24 protein-coding genes are annotated in these 26605 nt (G+C 40.0%); 12 read left to right on the forward strand and 12 right to left on the reverse strand.

Going from position 1 to position 26605, the window contains the following annotated elements; genetic code table 11:
- Window positions 1-157 precede the first annotated feature (157 nt).
- From A6E06_RS00365 to A6E06_RS00375, 3 genes are all read left to right on the forward strand, one after another.
- Window positions 158-844, forward strand: a complete 687-nt coding sequence (locus A6E06_RS00365; protein WP_065592921.1) for a response regulator — start codon at window positions 158-160, stop codon at window positions 842-844.
- Between the two features lie 18 nt (window positions 845-862).
- Window positions 863-2239 (forward strand): envelope stress sensor histidine kinase CpxA, encoded by a 1377-nt coding sequence (gene cpxA, locus A6E06_RS00370; RefSeq protein WP_065592936.1) that lies wholly within the window; start codon window positions 863-865, stop codon window positions 2237-2239.
- Window positions 2240-2412: 173 nt separating this feature from the next.
- Window positions 2413-2892, forward strand: coding sequence for a tRNA (cytidine(34)-2'-O)-methyltransferase (locus tag A6E06_RS00375; protein ID WP_065592920.1), 480 nt, complete (start codon window positions 2413-2415; stop codon window positions 2890-2892).
- 73 nt (window positions 2893-2965) lie between these two features.
- On the opposite strand, the gene cysE is transcribed toward A6E06_RS00375, so the two are convergent.
- The 4 genes from cysE to A6E06_RS00395 form a co-directional block, all read right to left on the reverse strand.
- Complete coding sequence (cysE, locus tag A6E06_RS00380; protein WP_065592919.1) at window positions 2966-3787, reverse strand: serine O-acetyltransferase; 822 nt, start codon at window positions 3785-3787, stop codon at window positions 2966-2968.
- An 18-nt stretch (window positions 3788-3805) separates the two neighbouring features.
- Window positions 3806-4837, reverse strand: coding sequence for an NAD(P)H-dependent glycerol-3-phosphate dehydrogenase (gene gpsA, locus A6E06_RS00385; RefSeq protein WP_141676850.1), 1032 nt, complete (start codon window positions 4835-4837; stop codon window positions 3806-3808).
- A gap of 163 nt (window positions 4838-5000) precedes the next feature.
- Window positions 5001-5471 (reverse strand): protein-export chaperone SecB, encoded by a 471-nt coding sequence (gene secB / locus A6E06_RS00390; RefSeq protein WP_065592917.1) that lies wholly within the window; start codon window positions 5469-5471, stop codon window positions 5001-5003.
- A 129-nt stretch (window positions 5472-5600) separates the two neighbouring features.
- Entirely contained in the window at window positions 5601-6053 is a 453-nt protein-coding gene (locus A6E06_RS00395; RefSeq protein WP_065592916.1) for a rhodanese-like domain-containing protein, read from the reverse strand.
- A gap of 221 nt (window positions 6054-6274) precedes the next feature.
- Here A6E06_RS00395 and A6E06_RS00400 point away from each other — a divergent pair, with 221 nt between their 5' ends.
- On the forward strand, window positions 6275-7420 hold the full coding sequence (locus tag A6E06_RS00400; RefSeq protein ID WP_065592915.1) for a murein hydrolase activator EnvC: 1146 nt from the start codon (window positions 6275-6277) through the stop codon (window positions 7418-7420).
- A gap of 107 nt (window positions 7421-7527) precedes the next feature.
- Here A6E06_RS00400 and A6E06_RS00405 read toward each other — a convergent pair whose 3' ends face one another.
- Window positions 7528-8061 carry an FxsA family protein gene (locus A6E06_RS00405; protein WP_065592914.1) on the reverse strand — a complete coding sequence of 178 codons (534 nt, stop codon included), beginning with the start codon at window positions 8059-8061 and terminating at the stop codon, window positions 7528-7530.
- A gap of 434 nt (window positions 8062-8495) precedes the next feature.
- Between A6E06_RS00405 and aspA the strand changes: the two genes are divergently transcribed.
- Both aspA and A6E06_RS00415 read left to right on the forward strand, forming a co-directional pair.
- Window positions 8496-9944, forward strand: coding sequence for an aspartate ammonia-lyase (gene aspA, locus A6E06_RS00410; RefSeq protein ID WP_065592913.1), 1449 nt, complete (start codon window positions 8496-8498; stop codon window positions 9942-9944).
- 168 nt (window positions 9945-10112) lie between these two features.
- Window positions 10113-11414, forward strand: a complete 1302-nt coding sequence (locus A6E06_RS00415; RefSeq protein ID WP_065592912.1) for an anaerobic C4-dicarboxylate transporter — start codon at window positions 10113-10115, stop codon at window positions 11412-11414.
- 68 nt (window positions 11415-11482) lie between these two features.
- On the opposite strand, the gene A6E06_RS00420 is transcribed toward A6E06_RS00415, so the two are convergent.
- The gene (locus A6E06_RS00420; RefSeq protein ID WP_065592911.1) at window positions 11483-11908 is read right to left on the reverse strand and encodes a universal stress protein; all 426 of its coding nucleotides are present in this window, start codon (window positions 11906-11908) and stop codon (window positions 11483-11485) included.
- Between the two features lie 213 nt (window positions 11909-12121).
- On the opposite strand from A6E06_RS00420, the gene A6E06_RS00425 reads away from it, so the two are divergent.
- The 5 genes from A6E06_RS00425 (at window position 12122) to A6E06_RS00445 (ending at window position 19316) form a co-directional block, all read left to right on the forward strand.
- On the forward strand, window positions 12122-13972 hold the full coding sequence (locus A6E06_RS00425) for a protein-disulfide reductase DsbD (RefSeq protein ID WP_065592910.1): 1851 nt from the start codon (window positions 12122-12124) through the stop codon (window positions 13970-13972).
- A gap of 107 nt (window positions 13973-14079) precedes the next feature.
- On the forward strand, window positions 14080-14880 hold the full coding sequence (gene nagB, locus A6E06_RS00430; protein WP_065592909.1) for a glucosamine-6-phosphate deaminase: 801 nt from the start codon (window positions 14080-14082) through the stop codon (window positions 14878-14880).
- A 675-nt stretch (window positions 14881-15555) separates the two neighbouring features.
- Window positions 15556-17508, forward strand: coding sequence for a PTS mannitol transporter subunit IICBA (locus tag A6E06_RS00435; protein ID WP_065592908.1), 1953 nt, complete (start codon window positions 15556-15558; stop codon window positions 17506-17508).
- 79 nt (window positions 17509-17587) lie between these two features.
- On the forward strand, window positions 17588-18736 hold the full coding sequence (locus tag A6E06_RS00440; RefSeq protein ID WP_065592907.1) for a mannitol-1-phosphate 5-dehydrogenase: 1149 nt from the start codon (window positions 17588-17590) through the stop codon (window positions 18734-18736).
- Between the two features lie 49 nt (window positions 18737-18785).
- Complete coding sequence (locus tag A6E06_RS00445; RefSeq protein ID WP_065592906.1) at window positions 18786-19316, forward strand: MltR family transcriptional regulator; 531 nt, start codon at window positions 18786-18788, stop codon at window positions 19314-19316.
- 19 nt (window positions 19317-19335) lie between these two features.
- Here the strand turns inward: A6E06_RS00445 and arsJ are convergent, their stop codons facing one another.
- The 4 genes from arsJ to A6E06_RS00465 all read right to left on the reverse strand — a co-directional run bounded on the left by arsJ (window position 19336) and on the right by A6E06_RS00465 (window position 22498).
- Window positions 19336-20547, reverse strand: coding sequence for an organoarsenical effux MFS transporter ArsJ (arsJ, locus tag A6E06_RS00450; RefSeq protein ID WP_065592905.1), 1212 nt, complete (start codon window positions 20545-20547; stop codon window positions 19336-19338).
- Window positions 20548-20615: 68 nt separating this feature from the next.
- Window positions 20616-21113: a dual specificity protein phosphatase family protein gene (locus A6E06_RS00455; RefSeq protein WP_065592904.1), complete on the reverse strand. Its 498-nt coding sequence runs from the start codon at window positions 21111-21113 to the stop codon at window positions 20616-20618.
- A gap of 30 nt (window positions 21114-21143) precedes the next feature.
- Complete coding sequence (locus A6E06_RS00460) at window positions 21144-22145, reverse strand: ArsJ-associated glyceraldehyde-3-phosphate dehydrogenase (RefSeq protein ID WP_065592903.1); 1002 nt, start codon at window positions 22143-22145, stop codon at window positions 21144-21146.
- 23 nt (window positions 22146-22168) lie between these two features.
- Window positions 22169-22498, reverse strand: a complete 330-nt coding sequence (locus tag A6E06_RS00465) for a metalloregulator ArsR/SmtB family transcription factor (protein ID WP_065592902.1) — start codon at window positions 22496-22498, stop codon at window positions 22169-22171.
- 243 nt (window positions 22499-22741) lie between these two features.
- Here A6E06_RS00465 and A6E06_RS00470 point away from each other — a divergent pair, with 243 nt between their 5' ends.
- Window positions 22742-23728, forward strand: a complete 987-nt coding sequence (locus A6E06_RS00470; protein WP_065592901.1) for a sensor domain-containing diguanylate cyclase — start codon at window positions 22742-22744, stop codon at window positions 23726-23728.
- Between the two features lie 64 nt (window positions 23729-23792).
- Here the strand turns inward: A6E06_RS00470 and glmS are convergent, their stop codons facing one another.
- Both glmS and A6E06_RS00480 read right to left on the reverse strand, forming a co-directional pair.
- Window positions 23793-25625 carry a glutamine--fructose-6-phosphate transaminase (isomerizing) gene (glmS, locus tag A6E06_RS00475; RefSeq protein WP_065592900.1) on the reverse strand — a complete coding sequence of 611 codons (1833 nt, stop codon included), beginning with the start codon at window positions 25623-25625 and terminating at the stop codon, window positions 23793-23795.
- Window positions 25626-25745: 120 nt separating this feature from the next.
- Window positions 25746-26510, reverse strand: a complete 765-nt coding sequence (locus A6E06_RS00480) for a DeoR/GlpR family DNA-binding transcription regulator (RefSeq protein WP_065592899.1) — start codon at window positions 26508-26510, stop codon at window positions 25746-25748.
- Window positions 26511-26605: the final 95 nt, after the last annotated feature.

Consider the following 26605-nt stretch of genomic DNA (forward strand, 5'->3'; position numbering starts at 1 on the left):
GGCAGCTCGTTGCTGCTTGGTATGGAATAAGAATAGCTCAAGTAAAGTAAATGAGTGTCTTTTGAGCGTAAATCAACGTAAAGAGCATTTCCAAGGTTGGTATTCACCCATTATTTGGCGATACTATATCCATAAGATATTAAGCAGGTGAATAATAATGGCAAAGATTTTATTGGTTGATGATGATGTGGAACTGACCGCATTACTTAAAGATATTTTAAGCTTAGAAGGCTATAACGTTGTAGAAGCCAATAATGGGATCGAAGGGTTAGCAGCAGTTACTGATGATCTTGATCTTATCTTGCTTGATATCATGATGCCAAAAATGAACGGCATGGATATGTTACGAAAATTACGTGAAACGAACGAAATCCCCGTATTAATGCTGACAGCAAAAGGCGAAGAAATTGATCGAGTCATCGGCTTAGAACTTGGTGCAGATGATTACCTACCTAAACCATTTAGTGACCGAGAATTACTCGCTCGTATTCGCGCTATATTGCGTCGCACACAAAGTAAAAACAAAGAAAATCATAATAGCAGCAGTATCAAATACCAAAACATTGAGATTTTCATTGGTAAGCAAGAAGCCTATCATGATGGCGTATTATTAGACTTAACCGGAACTGAATTTGGATTATTGTCTCAGTTTATTCAAAAGCCAGGAGAGATCATCTCTAAAGAAGAACTTAGTTTAGACGTATTAGGTAAACGTCTTGCGCCTTTTGACCGAGCCATTGATATGCACGTATCAAATCTACGTAAAAAATTACCACCTCTATCTGGAGAAAAGCCTCGTATTAAAACATTACGTGGTCGTGGCTATTTATTTGTAGAGGAATAACTCTTGTTTGCAAAAAAAATGAAGTTTCCTATTCTCTCGAGTTTATATAGTCGTATCTTTGCCATTTTTTGGTTTACCTTACTGCTGGTTCTTATCGGGGTCGTTATCGGGCCTAACTTCGATCCTCGCTCTCGCCATAATATAGCCGCAGAACAACTGACAAAAATGACACAAATTGCGGCTTACATTACAGGCAAATACTCCGAACGAGATGACCTCAAGTCCACACTAAAAGTGATCAGCCATAAAGCGCATAAACATGACGAAAATCTAGATCTTTTTTTTACCACGCCAACAGGAGAGATCTTAGATAAACCCAAAGAATTACGAGGGCAAAAAAAAGCATTACTTAACTTTTTGACCTTATCTGATGACCCCAAACTACCACAACAAAAGCTCTATGGTAGAACCATGATGGCAGGTCCGTTTGATATCGTGATCGCTCATGAAACCGTTTATATGTACGTAGGACGATATTGGAAAAAGCCTCCCCCTTTTATCCTTCGTATTTTAGATAAACCAATACAGCTCTTGCTCGTCACCATGCTCGTTAGTACTCCGTTTTTATTATGGTTAGCTTGGGCGTTAAGCCAACCAGCAAGACGATTACAAAAAGCGGCCGAACGGGTTGCTAGAGGTCAATTTGAAAAAGACGAAGCCTTAGAGAAAGGCCCAAGAGAATTCAGAAAAACAGGACAGAGCTTTAACCAAATGGTGGGATCATTAAACACAATGATCTCAGGGCAGCAGCGGTTGCTCTCCGATATTTCACATGAATTGCGTTCACCATTAACTCGCTTACGAATGGCTACTGCACTTGCTACCCGTAAACAAGGGGAAAGTGCTGAATTATCTCGTATTGATATGGAAGCAGACCGACTTGAACAGATGATTTCAGAGTTATTAGAGCTATCTCGTATTCAAGTGAACAGCCACCAAGAACGAGAGAAGACAGATGCTTATACGCTTTGGTTTGATATATTAGAAGACGCCAAATTTGAAGCTGAACATATGAACAAAACACTCACGTATTTAGGATTAACAGAAACGCCTATTTTTGGTAATCCTAATCTGCTGATGAGTGCGATAGAAAACGTCATAAGAAACGCGATTAAATATGGTAATGATGTCATCACCGTTCATCTCGCTGTACACGAGAAGTCATTAGTCATTCACGTTGATGATAATGGAGAAGGGGTTCCAGAAGATGAACTGAATGATATTTTCAAACCTTTCTACCGAGTATCTACCGCGCGTGATAGAAGCAGTGGTGGTACAGGATTAGGTCTTGCTATCACTGAAAGTGCAATGCACCAACATAGTGGTACTATCATTGCGAGCAAAAGCCCTCTGGGTGGACTACGAATGACGATTACGTTACCTATCGAAAAGTAGCACCTCTATAAAGCATGACTTATTTTAAGGTAAGTCATGCTTTCAATCTTGCCAACTAAAACAAGTTTAGACTGTATTCAACTCAATTTTTCTTCACAATGATCTGATCAACTACTTATCCCGATGGGTATTAGATATACTGCGTTTACTTTCCGTTTATTCAAGAGTTCATTATGTTTGAGATTGCGCTGTACGAACCTGAGATCGCACCAAATACAGGTAACATTATTCGACTGTCTGCTAACTGTGGTGCAAATCTGCATTTAATTGAACCATTAGGATTTGATTTAGAAGAGAAGAAACTTCGCCGAGCTGGGTTGGATTATCATGACTTGGCTCATGTAAAGCGCCATAAAGATTACGCAGCCTTTCTTGAATATTTAGAAAATGAAAGCGAAGGTGAGCACCGTATTTTTGCTTGTACCACTAAAACGACAGGCCATCACACAACGCCAAGTTATCAGAAAGGCGATGTATTATTGTTTGGTCCAGAAACCCGTGGCTTGCCTGCTGATTTAATTAATGCATTACCAATGGAACAACGCGTTCGTATTCCTATGATGGCAGACAGCCGCAGTTTAAATTTATCAAACTCTGTTGCCATCATCGTATTTGAAGCATGGCGTCAAATGGGGTTCGAAGGCGGACTTTAATCCCTTATCATGGCAAAAAAATAGCCACTCAATAGTGGCTATTTTTATACGTATTAATTAGAGAATAGTTTAGTTAAATCCCATCCCCTGACATAAAGGTTTGTGATTTACCATTAAACTGTTGGTCCATATCAAGAGATGGCATTTCAGAACTCGGACGACCAACGATTTTAGCAGGAACACCAGCAACTGTAGTATGAGGTGGAACCGCTTGAAGTACGACTGAACACGAGCCGATCTTAGCACCAACACCCACTTCAATATTACCCAAAATCTTCGCACCAGCACCAATCATAACGCCTTGACGGATCTTAGGATGACGATCACCACACTCTTTACCGGTACCGCCTAGTGTGACATCCTGCAGAATCGAAACGTCATTTTCGACCACAGCCGTTTCGCCTATAACAATGCCCGTAGCATGGTCAAACATGATCCCTTTACCAATGGTAGCCGCAGGGTGAACATCCACCTGACACGCGACTGATATTTCATTTTGTAGGTAAGTGGCTAATGCTACGCGCCCTTGCTTCCATAGCCAGTTCGATACACGGTAACCTTGCAGCGCGTGATAACCTTTTAGGTACAATAAAGGCATTGAGTACATTGAAACCGCAGGATCTCGAGTTACCGTCGCACAAATATCGCACGCGGCCGCATCCGTAATACTTGGATCGGAGGCGAACGCCTCTTCCACCACTTCACGAACCGCCATTGCAGGCATTGAAGCCGTGGCTAATTTATTCGCAAGAATGTAACTTAATGACGCCGCTAAAGTTTCATGTTTAATGATGGTGGCATGATAAAAGCTTGCAAGTATGGGCTCTTGCTCAGATTGCTCGCGCGCTTCCTGAACAATTTTTTCCCATACTTTGTGTTTCTTACATTCATTCATCTTCATACCATCCTTGAATTACGATTCTGATTTTTTGTCGCGTGCTAATAAATCCTGCGCAGCGATTCTTGCATCTTTCCCTTGATACAATACTTGATAAATTTGCTCAACTATAGGCATTTCTACGCCCATACGTTCTGCAAGCAAAAAGACTTCTTTGGTATTTCTATACCCTTCTACAACTTGTCCAATTTCAACTTGGGCGCTTTCCACATCTCCACCTTTACCTAAAGCAAGGCCAAAACGGCGATTACGCGACTGGTTATCGGTACAAGTTAAGACTAAATCACCTAAACCAGCCATGCCCATAAAGGTTTCCGCTTCTGCGCCCAATGCAACACCTAGGCGTGTCATTTCAGCTAAACCACGGGTAATCAATGCCGTACGCGCATTCGCACCAAAGCCAATACCATCAGACATACCTGCACCAATAGCAATTACGTTTTTCACCGCACCACCAAGTTGCATGCCTGTAAAATCATTATTTGCATATACGCGGAACGTTTTTGAACAGTGTATTTTCTCTTGAAGATCTTTTACAAATTGCTGATCAGGTGATGCCACAGCTATCGCTGTTGGCATACCAGAAGCAAGTTCTTTAGCAAAAGTAGGTCCAGATAGCACAGCCAGAGAATGCGATTCACCCAAGGCTTCTACTGCCACTTCTTTTAATAAACGACCTGTTTCAGGCTCTAATCCTTTTGTCGCCCAACACACGCGAGAATCTTCACGTAAAAATGGTTTCACATTACCTAACACCAAGCCAAACACATGACTTGGAACAACAACAAGTAAATCACGGCTCGCTTGAACTGATTTTTCAAGATCAGTTGACATGATTAATGATGGTGGGAAAGCAACACCTGGTAAAAACTCTTCATTTGCACGATCAGCTTCAAGGCGATCCATATGTGCAGCTTCATGGCCCCATAAGATCACTTTTGCGCCATTGCGAGCAAGAGAAATAGCAAGAGAAGTTCCATATGAACCAGCACCAAGTACGGTCATTGATATATCAGAGTAATCAGTTTGTGTTGTCATTGTGACCATCCAAAACAAGTATCAAAAGATACAGTAGTAATAAAAACAAAATGCACTTGTTATCAAAATATAGGAGCTATAAAAACTATAGGACTATATTAGATAAAAAAGTGCATTTATTCTCTACAAATTAATCAATAACAAAGAGTCATCAATTTTTCGCGGTCAAAGATTACGCTTGAGCTGGTGCTTCTGCGTTTTCTTGAGCTTGGTTTTGTAGGTAATTCATGAACAATGCGTCAAAGTTAACTGGCGCAAGGTTAAGTTGTGGGAACGTACCTTTAACGACTAGGCTAGAGATTGTTTCACGAGCATATGGGAAAAGGATGTTCGGGCAGAATGCACCTAGGCAATGTGCTAGTTGAGCTTCTTCCATTTGACCAGCAGTAAAGATACCGCCTTGTTGAACTTCACATAAGAATGCCGTTTCTTCTTCGTTTTTAACCGTTACAGTTAAACGTAAGATTACCTCATAAACACCTTCGCCTAGTTCACGGCTTTGAGTATCAAGGTCCAGTTTAACATCTGGATTCCACTCTTTTTGGAACATAGTTGGTGAATTAGGCGCTTCAAAAGATACGTCTTTTAGGAAGATGCGTTGAATTGCAAAGTTTTGTTGTTCTTGTTGTGCTGCTTCAGCCATGAGAAAGTCCTTTATATTTAAATATGTATGAACGCAGAATAACGATATAGGGCTACTCTGCATTCGTGATATCTAAAAAGTGAGCCAGATATCACATCAAAATGAATCGATTGCTTAGGAAATGGGCAATTACTTTTTATTTTTTGCCGACTTAGCTTTTACCAACGGTAGGTTAGCTTCATTCCAAGAGATCAAACCGTTTTTAAGAAGTTTAACTTGCTCAAAACCCGCTTTATGCAAATCATTTGCAGCAGCTTGAGCCGTTTGACCTGTTTTACATACAACAATAATTGGGGTGGTTTTTGAGTTTTCAAGACCAGATAAGTTACCTGCTTTGATGTCACTTGGTAAAATGTGACGCGCATCCGTAATGTGACCTGATTTAAAATCATCTTTAGAGCGAACATCTAACACAATCGCATTTTCGCGGTTCATTAGCATCGTTGCTTGTGCTGAATCTATTTCTTGGTAGCCCGATGTTTTTTGTTTTACTACGTTTTGAATTAACGCAACAATAATACCAACCCAAACAACAGCTAAAATCATGTTGTTGGTTACAAAATCGATGATTGACGTTTCCATATTCTTTATCTCTGATTTTTGGATAACCACATGCCATTAGACAGTTCAGTTACCATAGGCGCTAAAATTAAGGCGAAAGTATACCCTAGGGTTTCTTTTGAAACTAGCGAGGATAAAAAAACAGCCAAATACAGCTAAAATGCTGTGATATTGGTTTTACAATTGAGACCAAACACAAACTCTGCCTAGTCAGAGTCCACTCTATCTGAAATAATGCGGCAATGAACATATCCCTTTTAAATACGTTTTTTTCTTTTCGTAAACTCTGTACGACGGCGTTAGTGTGTCTGACATTTAGCTTTCCTATTATCTCTCATGCTAATGACGCAGAATTAAAGGGAATGAAGCAAGAAATATCTCGTCAAAACTCACTATTAAGTAAACAGAAAAAAGAACTCTCTAGCCTCCAAACTAGTTTGAAGGAACATGAATTATCCATTGCCAACGCCTCTCAAAAAACACGCAAGGCAAAGCAAGAACTACACACATTAGAGACCTCTATTGCTGACTTAAAACAACAGCAGTCCGAGCTAACTCAGCAACAAGTGGGTCAGATTGAAATTCTAAAAGACTTGCTAGTTAACTACTATTTCACGAGTCGAAACAATCAACTGTCGAACGTGTTGAGCGGTGATGATGTTAATAAAATAGATCGTATGACTCAGTACGCTCAACGTTTATCAGAAGCCAGAGTCGGTGCTATATCTCAATTAGAGTTCACCACAATGCAACTGAAAGAAAAAGAAGCCTCTTTACTTAAGCAACAACAACGACAAACGGAGCTTCTTGCACAATACACAAAAGAAAAACAGACACTACAAACATCTCAAAATAAACGTAAGAAAACCGTTTCAAGCATCAAAAAGCGCATTTCGAATGATAATGGTTATTTAAATGAACTGCAGCAGAATGAAAAACGTTTAAAAGTAGCGATTGCTAAAGCAAAAGCTAAAAACAATGTCCCTATGGATGGCATTGCCCGCCAAAAAGGTCGTCTACCTTGGCCAATCGAAAATCCTAAAACATTGCATAGTTTTGGCACCAAACAAACCGGTCAATTAACGTGGAAAGGCATGGTATTAGCAAGTGAATATGGCACTCCAGTTAAAGCCGTATATTCAGGTAAAATTGTTTTTGCAGACTGGTTGCGAGGTTACGGTTTAATGGTCTTAATCGATCACGGTAAGGGTGACATGACCTTATATGGCTACAACCAAAGCCTAATGAAGAAAGAAGGCGATAAAGTACGCGCAGGGGAAACCATTGCAGTGGTTGGTGACAGTGGGGGTCAAGACAGACCGTCTTTATACTTTGAAATCCGCCGCAACAGTAAAGCACAGAACCCTCGTTCTTGGTTGAAGCGTTAGTCATTACTTAATTAATCAGTAAAGTCAGACAGTAAAAAAGCCGCATTATCTCTATTTATATAGAAGGATAACGCGGCTTTTTTTATTCAATTCAGATAGCGAGTAAATTATTTTAAGGTTTTGTTTGGATCATCTTCTTTACGCTGATATTCACCTTCAAACACATCACCTTGTTGATCATTCTGTCTTGTTTGATCAAACGGATTTCCTTGGTTAAAAGGACCATTTTGATCGAAGCCACCACCGAAACCGGCATGAAATCCACCTTGTGATGCTCCGATACCATTCACCTTTATTCGGCTCATTAATTGTTTTGCTAAATACGCCCTTGGCGCAGGCAGTAAAACCAGCATTCCTAACGCATCAGTCATAAAACCTGGGACAAGCAATAGCACACCGGCAATAGCAAGCATGACGCCTTCAACGATTTGCTGAGCTGGTAACTCGCCTTGCTGCATTTTTGATTGTACTGACATCAAAGTCTGAATACCTTGACTACGAACTAATGACGCACCAACAAAGGCGGTGACCAATACCAATCCAAGCGTCGGCCACATTCCTAACATGCCCCCAACTTGCACAAACAGTGCAATTTCAATTATGGGAACAAAAATAAACAGTAATAATAAAATAGGAAACACAACACACCTCGATTGGATTTAAGACGATCTTTCGCTTTATATTTCTTTATTTAGTGTAGCAGGCATTAACCGCAAACCACTTTTTATCTCTCTATTATGATAGATGCGGCACTTCTGTTCAATTTTCAAGAAAGAACTCTGTAAAAGAGTGTAAACAGCCATCAAATTCATTAACTCAAGTAGCAGTTATATAACCTATAAAGTAAAAATATTAACAACTAGTGAGAGCATTATCTCAATTTGAAATATTTTGCAAAAACTCGACGTAAAAAGTGATCAAGTTAACACTTTTACCACTAAAGAGGTGTATGATGACGTTAAAACAAGGCATCAGGTACGATATTGATCACCCTCTGACGAACGGACTCTACTCGCAGATATGGTCACTTGGAAAAAAATCCAATAATTAAAATATAGAACCTTAAAGGCTTACTATGACTCAGATGCTTGATTTAGAAAAAACAAATACTGCAACTCGTATTGAAGAAGATTTACTTGGTGAACGCCACGTTCCCGCTGATGCTTACTACGGTATCCATACTCTTCGTGCGATGGAAAACTTCAACATTTCAAACGTCACTATTTCTGATGTTCCAGAATTCGTTCGTGGCATGATCTTCACTAAAAAAGCAGCTGCATTAGCAAACAAAGAATTGGGTGCAATTCCTTCACAAGTTGGTGAGTACATCATCAAAGCATGTGACTTAATTCTTGAAACTGGCAAATGCATGGATCAGTTCCCTTCAGATGTATATCAAGGTGGCGCTGGTACTTCTGTAAACATGAACGCAAATGAAGTTATTGCAAACGTTGCTCTTGAACTAATGGGCAAAGAAAAAGGCGAATACGACATCATTAACCCTAATGATCACGTAAACCGTTCTCAATCAACTAACTGTGCATACCCAACAGGTTTCCGTATTGCTGTATACAACAGCATGATGAAATTAATCGAAGCGATTGAATACCTAAAAGGTGCATTCGATCTTAAAGATCAAGAATTCCGCAATGTTCTAAAAATGGGTCGTACTCAGCTTCAAGATGCAGTTCCAATGACAGTAGGTCAAGAATTCCACGCTTGGGGTATCTTACTGAAAGAAGAAGTTAAAAACCTTAACTACACAGCGCAACTTCTTTTAGAAGTGAACATTGGTGCAACGGCAATCGGTACTGGCTTAAACGCGGCTACAGGTTACCAAGAAGCAGCGGTACGTCACCTAGCTGAAGTAACTGGCCTAGAGTGTGTTGCAGCTGAAGATTTAATCGAAGCAACGTCTGACTGTGGTGCTTACGTTATGATCCACGGTTCGCTAAAACGTACTGCGGTTAAACTGTCTAAAATCTGTAATGACTTACGTCTTCTTTCTTCTGGTCCTCGTGCAGGTCTTAATGAATTGAACTTACCTGAGCTTCAAGCCGGTTCTTCAATCATGCCAGCTAAAGTAAACCCAGTAATTCCAGAAGTTGTAAACCAAGTATGTTTCAAAGTAATTGGTAACGACACTACAGTAACTTTCGCTGCTGAAGCGGGTCAACTGCAATTAAACGTAATGGAACCTGTAATTGGTCAAGCTCTTTTCGAATCTATCGAAATCTTGAAAAATGCATGTGTGAACTTACGTGACAAATGTATCGACGGTATCACGGTAAACAAAGAAGTATGTGAAGCTCACGTATTTAACTCTATCGGTATCGTTACATACCTAAACCCATTCATTGGCCACCACGAAGGTGACATTGTTGGTAAGATTTGTGCTGAAACAGGTAAAAACGTTCGCGATGTAGTTCTTGAGCGTGGCCTTCTAACAGAAGAGCAACTAGATGACATCTTCTCAGTAGAAAACCTGATGCATCCGCAATACAAAGCAAAACGTTACGAATAATTCGTAGCACCTCAAATAGCGAGCTCACTGAAGCTCGCTTTTTTTTATACTCATTATTTTACTGATAATAAAATCAAGTAATCATTCATACTTTTATTGAATTGCTGTATATAACTGCTCAATAAAAATCTGAATAATTATTTTAAATTCAAACATTGGAGTTACATTATGATTGCTGTACAACTTCTTGTCGTACTGCTGTTCATCTATTTAGGTGCACGTATCGGCGGTATTGGTATCGGATTTGCGGGTGGCGCGGGCGTTCTTGTCCTTACCATGATCTTAGGTTTAGACGCGGGTTCTATCCCTATCGATGTTATTTTAATCATCATGTCTGTAATCACGGCTATTGCAGCAATGCAAGTGGCTGGTGGTATGGATTGGTTGGTTGACCTAGCAGAACAATTCTTACGAAAAAACCCAAAACGTATTACTTTCTACGCACCAATCGTGACTTATTTCATGACAATGCTAGCAGGTACAGGCCACACTGCGTTCTCTACACTTCCAGTTATTGCTGAAGTAGCGAAAGAACAAGGTGTTCGTCCATCTCGCCCTCTTTCTATCGCTGTTGTTGCCTCTCAAATTGCAATTACCGCGTCTCCAATCTCTGCGGCAGTTGTTTTCTTCTCTGGTATTCTTGAGCCACTAGGTGTGGATTACTTAACGCTATTAGCGGTATGTATCCCATCAACATTCCTAGCATGTATGGTTGGTGCATTTGTTGCTAACTTCCTAGGTTGTGAGCTAAAAGATGATCCTGTTTATCAAGAGCGTCTTGCAAAAGGCCTTATCAAGATGAACGGTGCAGGTAAGCGTGAAATCTTACCAACAGCAAAAACGTCTGTTTATATCTTCTGTGCAGCTATCGTAGCCGTTGTTGCTTATGCAACGATGATCAGTGGCAGTGTGGGCCTGATTGAGCATCCAACGATTGGTCGTAATGAAGCTATCATGGCGCTAATGCTAACCGCTGCTGCCGCTATCGTAACGTTCACTAAGATTGATGCGTCTAAAATTGCAAACGCAGCAACATTCAAATCAGGCATGAGTGCGTGTGTGTGTGTGCTTGGTGTAGCATGGCTTGGTGATACGTTTGTGTCTTCTCACATTGGTGAAATAAAAGAGTTCTCGGCTGAGATCCTTGCACAATATCCGTGGATGCTAGCGATTGTTTTATTCTTTGCTTCAATGCTTCTTTACTCTCAAGGCGCGACAACTACCGCTCTAATGCCTGCAGCCCTTGCGATTGGTGTTGCTCCAATTACGGCAGTTGCTTCGTTTGCTGCAGTAAGTGCACTGTTTGTACTTCCTACTTACCCTACGCTTCTTGCTGCGGTAGAAATGGATGACACTGGTTCAACTCGTATCGGTAATCTTGTATTCAACCACCCATTCTTCATCCCGGGTGTTGCAACGATTTCGACGTCTGTTGCACTAGGTTTTGTATTTGGCGGTATTATTCTTTAATTAAGAAAATGCACATACACCACCAAAAATGGCAGCTAATTTAGCTGCCATTTTTTATATCCAGTCAACTATGACTTAATCGGCACAACCAGTATATCAATAGGCGAATGATGAATGAGGGGCCGTGAATACGAAATTATTTTACTGAGAAAATCATGGTGATGCCCGCAAATCAATAAATCTACGCCATTCTCTTTTACCGCTGCATCAACTTTATGACTAAGATCCCCAGTTCCCACCCAAAAGCTCTCAATAGGAAAGTCAGTGTATTGCTGAAAATCAGCCAGCCATTTATTTGAAGGTTCATTGAGCGGTTTGCGATCAGGCTCTGCTTGTATATCTATCAGCTCTGGATAAATTTCTCCATGAGTACCATCAATATGAATATATGACACTTTTGCACCGACTAACCTAGCCATAGAAACCGCTCTATCAATCAGAACATGACTCTCTTTTGACAGATCCAATGCGACAAGGATATGTTTGTATTTCATCACAACGCCCTCTTCATCTATTAGTAAATTAAGCATAGTTTTAGTCAGGAGAAAATAGTGTCGTTGAGATCTCGAAATGATAACAAATCATAAAAAACAGACCGACAGACTCATTAGAAACGAGCTGATCATTACGGCAATTGATACTATACTTGTCGAACTCTTGACCATTTCGATAGTCATATCCATATCTATTTTTATAAAGACTCCCACATGACGAATTTACTCCGATTTCGAGCTGCCCTTTTATCATTCTTCATTCTATTCATTTCTTTCGCTCCACAAGCATTAGCTGCGTTTGATTTAACCAAACTACAGAATCAACCAGGTTCTTCTTTTGTAACCGTAAATGAAGCGTTTCCTTTTAACTTTATGCAGCAAGGCGATCGCGTTTATTTAGATTGGCAAGTAAAGCCTGATTACTATTTATATCAACAACGTATTTCAGTTACTGCTAATGGTGCTGAAATTGCGGATTTAGTTATGGAAGAAGGCACACCTCATAACGATGAATTTTTTGGTAATGTAAACATATATACAGAGCCTCTTACGATCACAGTTCCTCTTATCTCGGTTAGTGATAATGCAGAGTTAACCGTGCGATACCAAGGTTGTGCCAAAGCCGGGTTCTGCTATCCACCTGAGATCCGTAAAATTCCACTATCCGCACTAACAGGGTTAAGTTCGTATCAAGATGAAGCGGCCAACACCCATGTTGTGGCAAAAAGTGATAACGCACCCGTTAGCGTAGAAAAGAACACATCGTTAGCTCCTGAACCAAAAGTCATATCTCAAACTCAACAGCAAGAACTGGCTGATAACTTGGGTGATGCTTGGTGGACTCCCTTTTTATTCTTAGCGCTTGGTATTGGACTTGCATTCACACCTTGTGTACTGCCTATGTACCCTATCTTAACGGGTATTGTTTTAGGTGGCGGTAAACTGTCTCATGGCAAAGCTTTCAAGCTCTCTTTTGTTTACGTGCAAGGCATGGCATTAACCTATACCTTACTTGGGTTAGTGGTTGCTTCGGCAGGCATGCAATTTCAAGCGGCACTACAGCATCCTTATGTATTGATTGGTTTGAGCATCATGTTTGTGTTGTTGGCACTGTCCATGTTTGGGGCTTACACCATTCAACTGCCAAGCAGCCTACAAACCAAATTAAACGACATCAGTAACCAACAAAAAGGCGGTAACTTAGGTGGTGTATTTGCGATGGGTGCTATCTCAGGTTTAGTGTGCTCACCATGTACGACTGCACCATTATCTGGTGCGTTACTTTATGTCGCAAAAAGTGGGGACTTACTAACAGGCGCAGTTGCGTTGTATGCCTTGGCGATTGGTATGGGTATCCCATTAATTTTAGCCGCCGTATTTGGTAATAAACTGCTACCAAAAGCGGGCGTATGGATGACGTATGTGAAGACCCTGTTTGGTTTTATTCTTCTCGCGGTTCCTGTGTTCTTATTGGAACGTATTCTTCCTCATAGCATTACGCCATTTATTTGGTCTGCATTGGGTATTGCTGCGTTTGGTTGGTTATACCATGTTAAAGCGACGATGCCTCAATCATGGAAAACGAGTGTGGCTGGGATCATCGCGATCTTAGGTATTGTTGGCTCAGCAATTCCGGTGATTGATGCTATTTCAGGGAAAACCAATACAGAAGTAAGCACCACCACTCAAGCTGTTACATTTAAAAAGATAACTACGATTGAAGATTTAAACCGAGAATTGGAAGCTGCCAAAGCTCAAGGAAAGCCTGTGATGCTCGATTTTTATGCCGATTGGTGTGTCGCGTGTAAAGAGTTTGAAAAATACACCTTTCATAATGAAGCTGTAGAACCAAAGCTTGCTGAGTTCATTTTATTACAGGCAGACGTAACCAAAAATAGCCCTGAAGATATTGCACTGCTACAACAACTAAAAGTTCTTGGCTTACCAACCATCGATTTTTGGAATGCTAATGGCGATTATTTATCAGACTCTCGTCTTACTGGATTCATGAAAGCAGAGCCGTTTATTCAGCATTTGCAACAAAATGTGAGCTTGGTTGAATAATTTTGCTCCTTTATTGACCAAAATCATTAGCATTACTAAGGCACTTATTTTACAATGCGAATTAACGCAATTAAGCGAACAATTATATTAATTTTTTGAGGTATATGATGAGACTTATTCCATTAAACCAAGCAGAACAAGTAGGCGCATGGTCAGCACAACACATTGTTAACCGCATCAATGAGTTTAACCCAACAGCAGAGCGTCCATTCGTTCTTGGTCTTCCAACTGGTGGAACTCCTCTTAATACTTACAAAAAGCTAATTGAACTGCACAAAGCAGGTAAAGTAAGCTTTAAGCACGTAGTTACATTCAACATGGATGAGTACATCGGTCTTGATACTAACCACCCTGAATCTTACCGTACTTTCATGTTTGAAAACTTCTTCAACCATGTAGATATCCAAGAAGAAAACATTAATCTTCTTAACGGTAACACTGACAACCACGAAGAAGAATGCCAACGTTACGAAGACAAAATTAAGTCTTACGGCCGCATCAACTTATTCATGGGTGGCGTAGGCAACGACGGTCACATCGCATTCAACGAACCAGCTTCTTCTTTAGCATCTCGTACTCGTATCAAAACACTAACTGAAGATACTCGTATTGCTAATTCTCGTTTCTTTGATGGCGACATCAACCAAGTGCCTAAGTTTGCATTAACTATCGGTGTTGGTACGTTACTTGACTCTGCTGAGATCATGATCCTAATTACTGGTCACAATAAAGCACTTGCTCTGCAAGCCGCTGTTGAAGGATCTGTAAACCACATGTGGACAGTATCAGCACTTCAACTTCACCCTAAATCAGTAATCGTTTGTGATGACGCATCACAACAAGAACTGAAAGTGAAGACAGTTAAGTACTTTAAAGAACTAGAAGCTGAAAACATTACACACGTTTAAGATTCATTGTTAATAAATACAAAAGGAGAGCTAAATCAGCTCTCCTTTTTTATACACTCCGAATAACCCTCCTCCCAAAAACACCTTAAATCCCCCTCAACTTTGATTCTCTTATTCTGACAATCGTTTTCCATATACTCTTTTATTAAAAAAATCTCGTAATAATGCTTTCATTATTGGTATCAAAACGACAATTCATCCCAATTAATAAAATAGACAACAATTACTATGCAACACCAAAGGAGTACTTTTATCTGTAATTAAATTTCATTTTACTGGTCGAGAAATAGAGCCATTTAATTCGAGGAATGAAAGAAATCAGAAAGTGAGAGGCAGATCATATTGATTTTTTATTATTTAAATAATAATTCACTAATAGTGATGAGCGTCACTATTTACAGGAAAGAGGAATAACTCGAAATGAGATGTTGCGCATTTAATTATCATTGACAAATTGAATTTGATCGAAATGTAGCAAAGTTTCATACTCAAAATGCTAGCTAGATCTACTTAATTTGTATTTGGAAAGGTGAATTTGTGGGGTGTCTCACGAATTTCCCGTTATCGGTTCTATTAAAAAATCTATGGTAAATTATGTCTGTACTTAGAAATTAACCAATGGCTTTGGCGAGCCATTTTAGAATATTTAATAAAACCTCAAACGGGGAATCACTTATGATATCACCAGATGCAAAGATCAAGATACAAAATTTTGGTCGTTTTTTATCAAATATGGTAATGCCTAATATTGGTGCGTTTATCGCATGGGGCTTTATCACTGCTTTATTTATCCCAACAGGTTGGATCCCTAACGAAGCGTTAGCGAAACTTGTTGGCCCTATGATTACGTATCTACTTCCACTGCTAATCGGTTATACCGGTGGTAAATTAGTGGGCGGCGAACGTGGGGCTATCGTTGGTGCAATTACAACAATGGGTGTTATTGCTGGTACTGATATACCAATGTTCATGGGCGCAATGATGGTTGGTCCTATGGGTGGCCTAGCGATTAAGCTGTTCGACCAAAAAGTCGATGGTAAAATCAAAAGTGGCTTTGAAATGCTAGTAAACAACTTCTCTGCCGGCATTATTGGTATGCTGTGTGCGATTGTTGCTTTCTACTTTATTGGTCCTTTTGTTAAAGTATTATCAGCCGGTCTTGCCGGTGGTGTTAATTTCTTAGTCGAGGCTGGTCTTCTTCCTTTAACGTCTATTTTTGTTGAACCCGCAAAAATTCTCTTCTTAAATAACGCGATTAACCACGGTATTTTCTCTCCTCTTGGTATCCAACAAGCAAACGATACTGGTCAATCTATTTTCTTCTTAATAGAGGCAAACCCAGGTCCAGGTCTAGGTATTCTTCTTGCTTACATGTTCTTTGGTAAAGGCTCTGCAAAACAAACGGCTGGTGGGGCATCAATAATCCATTTCTTTGGTGGTATCCACGAAATTTACTTCCCATACATTTTGATGAATCCACGTTTAATCCTTGCTGCTATTGCTGGTGGTATGACGGGTGTTTTCGTTCTCACTCTATTTAATGCTGGCATAGTTGCTCCTGCATCTCCTGGTTCTATCTTTGCCATTTTATTATTAACACCAAAGGCATCGGCTGTCGGCGTTATCTGTTCAATTTTATCAGCAACAGCGGTTTCATTTACTGTGGCGGCACTGCTAATGAAAATGCAAGCAACCTCTGATGAAGATGACGGAACTTCATTAGATGATGCAACATCAAAAATGCATGACATGAAGTCAGGTCCAAAAGGCAGCCCTTCAGGTATCACAGCAGAAAAAAGCAATTCACCTAAATTAACCAATATCCAAAAAATCATCGTAGCGTGTGACGCTGGCATGGGTTCAAGTGCCATGGGAGCCGGACTTCTTCGTAAAAAAGTCCAAGCTACAGGCCTAAATATTAGCGTAACAAACTGTGCTATCAATAACTTACCTACGGATGTCGATATTGTGATTACTCATAAAGATTTAACGGACCGTGCACGTAAGCACGCAGAAAACGCAGAGCATATTTCATTAACCAACTTCTTAGATAGCCATATCTACAACGATTTAGTCGCACGCATTATGGCATCAACTTACCCAGAAGCCGCGAACGATGATGAAATGCCACAAATATCTCCAGTAGCAGCGAATGATGAGTTTTTTGAACCACAAAAAGCACAACCATTTCAAATTGAAGAAAAAAATATCCACCTTGGATTAACCTTCAAAACAAAAGAAGAAGCGATTCAATACGCCGGTGAGCAACTTGTCTCTCTTGGCTACGCAGAACCAGAATATGTAGCAGCGATGTTTGATCGTGAAAAACTAGTACCAACCTACCTTGGTGAATCCATTGCCGTACCACATGGAACAATAGAAGCCAAAGACCGAGTAATTAAAACAGGTATCGTAATCTGTCAGTACCCATCGGGAGTTCAATTCACTGAAGACGAAGATGACGTTGCTAAATTGGTTATCGGTATCGCAGCTAAAAATGATGAGCATATTCAAGTAATTACATCAATTACCAATGCGCTTGATGAGCCTGGTGCCATTGAAAAATTAACATCGACTAACAGCGTTAGTGAGATGTTAGCAATTCTTTCAGGCGAACAAGCAGCATAACAATCATATAGAAAATATAGATCAACTCTCCCCCTATAGGGTTGTTCTATCTCCTAATATCAAATTGAAGGTAATTATTATGAAAGCAGTACATTTTGGCGCAGGCAATATCGGTCGTGGTTTTATTGGTAAAGTTCTTTCTGATTCAAACGTCGCTGTTACATTTGCAGACGTTGATGCTCCATTAGTTGATCAACTTTGTCATGACCAGTCATACAAGGTGAAAGTCGTTGGTTCTGAATGCCAAATAGACACCGTTACACACGTAACTGCGGTAAACTCGACAAGTGACGATGTGATTGAGCGCATTGTACATACCGATTTGCTAACAACCGCGGTAGGTCCTAACGTATTAAATATTATTGCGAAAACCATCGCAAAAGGCTTAACCAAGCGTTTTGAAGCAAACAATAGTTCACCACTAAATATCATTGCTTGTGAAAATATGGTTCGAGGTACTACTCACCTTAAAAACGAAGTCTACTCTCATCTTGATGAATCTTTTCATGCTCGTTGTGATGAGTTAGTTGGTTTTGTCGATTCCGCGGTTGACCGTATTGTTCCACCGTCAGAAGCGGCGAATGACGACTTACTTGAAGTGACTGTGGAAAGCTTCAGTGAATGGATTGTTGATGAACAACAATTCAAAGGTGGCGTACCTAATATTGCTGGAATGGAAAAAACAGACAACTTAATGGCGTTTGTTGAACGCAAGCTTTTCACCCTAAATACCGGTCACTGCATCACCGCTTATCTTGGTGCGTTGAAAGGCCATGAAACAGTACGCGATGCCATTCAAGACCCTGAAATTAGAGCGGAAGTAAAAACAGCAATGGAGGAAAGTGGCGAAGTACTTATTCGTCGTTACGGTTTTGATAAAGAATTACACGCCGCTTATATCGAGAAAATTTTAGGCCGCTTTGCCAATCCATACTTACGAGATGAGATTGATCGCGTTGCACGTCAACCAATCCGTAAATTAGGTGAAAATGATCGCTTAATCAAGCCCTTATTAGGTACAATAGAGTATGGGACAGAGAATAAAACACTATTAAAAGGTATCGCTGCCGCATTTAAATACGTGAATAATACCGACCCTCAAGCTGTTGAACTGCAAGCTCGCTTACATGAGTTTGGTTTAAAATCAACATTAGCTCATTATACTGGGTTAACAGAAGACAGTTCAGAAGCAGAAAAGATTGAAGAAATCTTTAATACATTAAATTAATAAGAAACAATTAGAGAGGCGTAATGCCTCTCTCTTTTATGGCTATTTTATGACAGAAGTAATAAACGAATCACACATCATTGAGCGACTAGACGATGCACCTTCTGTGCGTGGTTTTTTTATCATTGCTGTCGATATTCTTAATGAATCTATCGACGGTTTAATTCAACGTATTTTTCGTAAAGATGATTTCGCAGTTCAATCCGTGATCGGTCCATTGCTTCAAGACTCTGGTCCTCTAGGCGATTTAAGTGTTAGGTTAAAACTGCTTTTTGGCTTAGGTGTATTACCAAATAATACCTATCATGATATTGAAGGTTTAATACAATTACGTAATAAGTTGAATGCTGAAATGAACGAACTTCAGTTCACTGACCCACACGTTATTACACCTATAAATTCACTTCATTTAGTGAAAAGAATGGGGATGAATCAACTAGACATCACCCCACAAAATGATGATGATGATCTGATGTTCTATCAAATGCAAATAGACCGACAAAAACAAATGATCCGTTCAGGTTTATCATTAGCGATTGTCGATATTTGCTCTGAACTCCAAAAAGAAAGCCCATTTTAATGACTTTCTTTTTTCCATCTTACCCCGCAACTCTTTTAGGTAATTTAACCGAGATGAGTGTCGTTAGTAACAAGAATCCAAATGATACCCACAAGCACGCAGCAAATCCTGCCATTTGAAAAACAACCCCTGATAAAATAGTCCCAATTAAGCGTCCCATCGCATTTGCCATATAATAAAAACCAACATCCATCGACACCCCATCACCTTTGGCATAGCTGACAATTAAATACGAATGCAGCGATGAGTTAACCGCAAAGACCGCACCAAAAATCAATAAGCCAATCACTATAACGTATTGAACTTGCCATTCAATTTGTACTAAGTAAGCAATCACTCCAGTAACAACCGACAGTATCGCAACCCAATACAACGCGGCCCTGCCATCTGGCGTACGTCCTTGTGCTTTACCTGTTATTTTTGGTGCAAAGCCTTGCACAAACCCATAAGCAATAACCCACAATGCTAAAAAACCACCGACTAACGAATGGTCCCAACCAAACACGCTACCTAAATAAATAGGCAATGCCACCACAAACCATACATCTCTCGCGCCAAACAAAAATAAACGTGCCGCTGATAAAATATTAATTTGATCTGATTTTGAAAACAGTTGAGTAAACTTAGGTTTGGATTTTGCTTTTCCCATGTCACCATCAAGCAAAAATACACTGCCGATAAATACAACAAAAAGTACGCTCGCCATTGCTATCACGGCAAGTTGGAATCCAATCGTGGTTAATAACAACCCACCTAAAAAGAACCCCGCACCTTTTAGGGCATTTTTAGACCCCGTTAAAATAGCAACCCACTTATAAAGCGCCCCTTCTTGATCGCTCGGAACTAAGGTTTTAATTGCACTTTTGGCACTCATTTTATTAAGATCTTTTGCGATACCTGACAATGCTTGTGCCGCCATCACCCAAGGGATCGTTAACCAAACACTTGGTAATGCCAGCATCAATAATGCAATCACTTGCATTACCAACCCCACGTTCATGGTTTTATTAAGCCCTAACCGAGCCCCTAACCATCCACCAAGTAAGTTAGTCACAACACCAAAAAATTCATAAAACAAAAAGAGAGAAGCGATCGCTAACGAGCTGTAACCCAAATCATGAAAGTACAACACCACCAACATACGTAATGCACCATCAGTAATGGTGAAATTCCAATAATTGAAGGTCACAATCATGTACTGACGTACGCTATGGCTTAATTGAGAAAACATAAGAAACGTCCAATATAATAAAAAGGTCCCAGAACAAAGTTACATTCTGAGACCCTCTCTAAAGAAAATTATTTCTGTGCTATGGTATTGATGTAATCAATTTGCACTGGTTTAGTAAAAGCACCAGGACGTAAGGATTGAACCTGCAACTTAATCACATCCAGATCCCACCCCAAATCCAATAATAGATGCCCTGCTAATAATCCAGTACGACCAGAACCACCCATGCAATGCATTGCTACTTTGCCATTATTTTCTAATACTTGTTGCAGCTCTGGCGTTGCTGATTTCCATTGTGCTGAAAACTCATCACCAGGAGCGCAATCATCTTCAATTGGCAAATAAAACCATTTCATGCCTAGACGTTGCACTTCTTCACCAAGAGAGCCTACGCCTTTTTCTGTTAATTCATCTTGGTTTAATGCCGTTGCTACCGCTTCAACACCTTGTGCTTTTAATTGCTCTAATGAGGTCGTTAACTCAACCCCTTTTGTTCCCGGACACGGAGTCAAAATTAATGCGCCATTAGTGCCTGTAACCGGTAATTCCCAAATAGGATGTGTCATTTTAAATTCCTTAAACCAATGCCATTAATATTAAGCTAGACCAACGTTACGAACCAACTCAGCAGTACGAGTTGCATAACCCATTTCGTTGTCATACCACGCGTAAATCTTCACCATGCGCTTACCAACAAGCATAGTAGATAGTGCATCAACAATCGTTGAGCGTTGGTCGCCTTTATAATCAATCGATACGAGTGGACGCTCTTCGTAACCTAAAATACCTTTTAGATCACCATAAGCGGCATCCTTTAATAACTGATTTACTTCTTCAACCGTGGTGTCTCTTTTTACTTCAAAAATGATATCTGTCAGTGATGCATTCGCCAAAGGAACACGTACCGCATGGCCATCAATTTTATCTTTTAGCTCAGGGAAGATTTCTACAATCGCTTTAGCAGAGCCCGTTGTTGTTGGGATCAAGCTCATACCACACGCACGAGCACGGCGTAAATCTTTATGCGGTGCATCTAAAATAGTTTGCGTATTGGTTAAATCATGAATGGTTGTAAATGCTGCATTTTCGATACCTAACTCCTTATTGATAACTTTAACAATTGGAGCGAGACAGTTGGTAGTACAAGATGCAGCAGTCACGATTTGGTGAACCGCTGGGTCAAAAATATCGTCGTTAACACCAACCACAATGTTCGCTACCCCTTCTTCTTTCACCGGAGCAGACACAACCACACGCTTAACGCCTTGTGCTAAGTATTTATCTAAAAATACGCGCTTACGGTGCACGCCCGTCGCTTCAATCACAACATCACAACCAGACCAATCAACCGAGTCGATGTCTTTTTCTTGCGTGGTTTTAAGCTTTTGGTCACCGATGATCATAATACTTCCATCGGTAGTCACTTCATGGTTCCAACGGCCTTGAATTGAATCAAACTCAAGTAAATGCGCCAATGTATGGGTATCACCCGCCACATCATTAATCTGTACAAATTCCAGTTCAGGCCAATCAAATGCAGCTCTTAATGCCAAGCGTCCAATACGGCCAAAACCGTTAATTCCTACTTTAATTGTCATCGTTTTCTTCTCCCTAAATGAAGTTAGCAACACGCTTTCATTGCGTTTAATTTATCAGTGTCTTTTTGATATTGGGCTTGCAAACAATTCGATTGCTTCAACCCATCAATAATTTTATTTAACCAACCCGGTAGATTTGTACTAACTTGATAATAGACCCACTGTCCTTCACGGGTATCGACCAATACACCAGATTGACGTAGCTGAGCTAAATGACGAGAGATCTTTGGTTGGCTTTCTTCTAACGCTTCAGTCAATTGATTTACACATAAACGACCTTCACGAGCGATAAGTAACAAACAACGAATTCGAGTTTCATCAGAAAGCAGTTTGAAAAATTGATGAGGTAACATAACGAACCTTAAATATGGATATATGCATTTCCATATATCCTATACACTGTAATGCAAAAATCAATAGAAAAAATACCGAGTAACAAAAAGTTCATATAAAAAATAGCGATTCAGCAATCACTTTTCTAAACTAAAAGATAAACAGTGTGCTTTTAAACTTAATACAATGAAATTAACATTTAATAATGATAGTTTTATAACTATACAAAATTTAGATAATAGCCGATTTACATGGATGTGCGTATGACAGCTTTTTTTGCTTCTCGTTTTAATTCACAAGACTGCATAATTGACCTATCAAAATGGCAAGAGCTTGCAGATTTAATTGTTGATATTTTTGGCGCAGATTGTGGCGCTATTATTGAGTTTACAGGTCATTCTTTTCATACTCTTGTAAGCAGTAATAATGAAACAAGCTTCCTTCACCAAGGCTCTCAATGGTCCAGTGACAGTAAAAGTTTTTGCCGTACGATTGTTGAAACAGGCAAAGAGCTATATGTTCCTAATGCATTAAAGAGTGAATATTGGATTAACGCACCTGCCGTTAAAAATGGCCCAGTGCGCTCATATTGCGGAGTTCCCGTCTTTTACCCTGATGGTTCTATTTATGGCACCATTTGTGCCATAGATACAAAGCATACTGATTATAAACATACATTAGTTAAGCTATTACTTCACCTTTCAAAACTAATCACTGCTGACTTAAAAATGGCAGAAGCAGCTGAGCTGCATAAAAAAATGGCTCTTACTGACTCAATGACAGAGTTACTTAATCGTCGTGGATTAGGCATTTTAGGTAAACAAAAACGAAAAGATGCTAAACGATACCAAGACAGTATCGGAATACTTTATCTTGATATTGATAATCTAAAGCAAGTAAATGATAAATTTGGTCACTCCACGGGAGATAAATGCATTCAAATTTTGGCTAGTATTCTAAAAAATGAAGTCAGAGAATCCGATCTTATCGCTCGTACTGGTGGTGATGAATTTATTGTCTTAACGCTAATAAATAAAGAACCAGAAACCGAGCTCAATGCCCTTTCATTACGTATTCGTCACCATTACCAAGAGAAAACACAATACCAATCAGGCTTAAATATCAGTAACATCAGTATTGGTCAGCACCTTGAACCCTATAACTCAACAACCACGCTGAAAGACATGTTCATGAATGCAGATACCGCTATGTATAAAGAAAAAGATAAAAAAAAAGCCATCAATAAATAATCAAATAAAAACGGCAGCCTTATGTGAGGCTGCCGTTTTTTATTTCGTTATCAATGAGTAAAACTTACTCAACCGTTACCGCTTTTGCTAAGTTACGTGGCTGATCGACATCCGTCCCTTTAATTAAGGCAACATGATACGAAAGCAACTGCATTGGAACCGTATAATAGATTGGTGCAGTTATATCGCTAACATGAGGCATGGTAATGATCTTCATGTTTTCATCGCCTTCAAAGCCCGCTTGCTCGTCCGCGAAAACATACAGTAACCCGCCACGAGCACGCACTTCTTCTACGTTTGATTTTAATTTTTCTAATAAATCATTGGTTGGTGCAACCACTACCACTGGCATATCCGCATCAATCAACGCTAATGGACCGTGCTTTAATTCACCGGCGGCATACGCTTCCGCATGAATGTACGAAATCTCTTTTAATTTCAGCGACGCTTCCATAGCGATTGGATAAAACTCTCCACGCCCTAAAAATAGCGTGTGTTGCTTGTCTGCAAAGTCAGGGGCTAACGCTTCGATTTCTTTATCAAATGACAGTGCTTTTTCTATTTGAGCGGGCAAAGCGTGCAAGGCTTCAACGATCTCTCTCTCTTTCTCTTTTGAGATACGATTTTGTTGTTTACCTAATGCCGTCACTAACATCAATAACGCCGCAAGCTGAGTGGTGAAAGCTTTAGTCGATGCCACACCAATCTCTGTTCCTGCTCGCGTCATAAAGGCAAAATCAGATTCACGAACAAGAGATGAACCAGCAACATTACACACCGTCATTGCACCCATGTAACCACGCTCTTTTGCTAGACGAAGGGCCGCTAACGTATCAGCCGTTTCACCCGATTGAGATAACGTAATTAATAAGCTATTTGGACGCGTTACAAATTTACGGTAACGGAACTCAGAGGCAATTTCGACATCACAACTAACACCAGCAAGTGACTCAAACCAATAACGAGCCGTCATTCCCGCGTTGTAAGAAGTACCACATGCGATGATTTGTACGTGTTCTACTTTATTTAGGATCTCAACAGCATTAACGCCAATGCTTTCTGTTACAACAGAGTCATGAGTAATACGACCTTCCATTGTATTGATTAATGCTTTTGGCTGCTCGAACACTTCTTTTTGCATGAAGTGACGATATTGACCTTTATCTCCCGCATCATGCTCGGCGTTCGATTCTGTCACTTCACGCTCAACTTGTTCGCCATGCGCATCAAACACTCGAACATCACGACGAGTAATTTCAGCAACATCCCCTTCTTCAAGGTACATAAAGCGACGAGTTACGTTCAATAACGCCAATTGATCTGACGCTAAAAAGTTTTCACCCACACCACGACCAATAACGATTGGGCTACCAGATCGAGCAACAACTAAACGCTCAGGATCACGACGATCCATTGCAACAGTACCGTACGCACCATCAAGTTGAATCGCTGTTTTTTGTACCGCTTCAATCAAAGAATCCGACGTTCGTAATTCCCACTCAACTAAGTGTGCAATAACCTCGGTATCTGTTTGAGATTCAAACACATAACCGCGCTCTTTTAATAGCGCACGTAATGATTCGTGATTTTCAATAATGCCATTGTGAACAATCGTAATATCACCAGAAACGTGTGGGTGAGCATTAATTTCAGAAGGTTCGCCATGCGTTGCCCAACGAGTATGAGCGATACCAGTACCACCGACCACGTGTGATTCATTGACTGCATCCGCTAATTCTTTAACCTTACCCAAACGACGTAGTCGAGTGTAATTACAGTCCGCATCAACAACCGCAACACCAGCCGAGTCATAACCGCGGTATTCTAAACGGCGTAATCCTTCAACTAATATTTCAGCTACATCTCTTTGTGCAACAGCACCTACGATCCCACACATGGCAATACTCCATTATTCTATTTTTAAATTTAGTGGTACCAATCTTCATAATGCGATTGGTCTAGATAATGAGCGGGCAACAAAAAGCTCATTATTGATATTCTTTATTGAAGAATTAAATCACTGAGCTCTAATGACTCGTACGTTATGTGACTCAATTTTTTGTTGGTGTTCTTGGCTTAAATCATTATTGGTAATCAACACGTCAATGCTGTCCCATGGCAATTCTACATTGGGAATTTTTCGACCAATTTTTTCTGATTCAACCATTAAAATAACTTCACGAGCGACTTCAGACATCACTCGACTTAATCCCACCAGTTCATTGAAGGTCGTGGTTCCACGCTCTAAGTCAATACCATCTGCACCAATGAACAACTGATCAAAATCATAGGATCTTAATACTGACTCGGCCACTTGACCTTGAAATGAGTCAGAATGACTGTCCCATGTTCCCCCTGTCATTAATAACGTGGGTTCGTTTTCAATTTCTTGCAACGCATTGGCGACGGGCAGTGAATTAGTCATGACGACCAATCCATTTTTCTTCGACAGTTGGTTGATCAATGCCGCAGTTGTACTGCCACTATCAATAATAATCCTGTTATGATCTTTAATGAATTCAACCGCTGAAATCGCCAGAGATAACTTTCGATTCGAAACTTCTTCGCAGTTGTCTTCTTGAATAATATTCGAAGGCATTAGCACTGCTCCGCCATACTTACGCATTAGTAAACCATTCTTCTCTAACTCTGTTAGATCTTTACGAATAGTTACTTCTGAGATATCAAAGAGCTCAGAAAGCTCTTCAACTGTAATTTCTCCTTTCTCTATTAATAAAGATAGGATCATATGACGGCGTTGTTTTGTGTTTCTCTTCGACATAAAAAACTCAATAAGTTTCGATTTGAAAGGAGTTTAGTTTCGTTTTAATTAATTGTCTAGAGTTAGAAATTAATTCGTTTTAAATATTAAGATCT

The sequence above is a fragment of the Aliivibrio sp. 1S175 genome (assembly GCF_001690985.1).
Classification (GTDB): domain Bacteria; phylum Pseudomonadota; class Gammaproteobacteria; order Enterobacterales; family Vibrionaceae; genus Aliivibrio.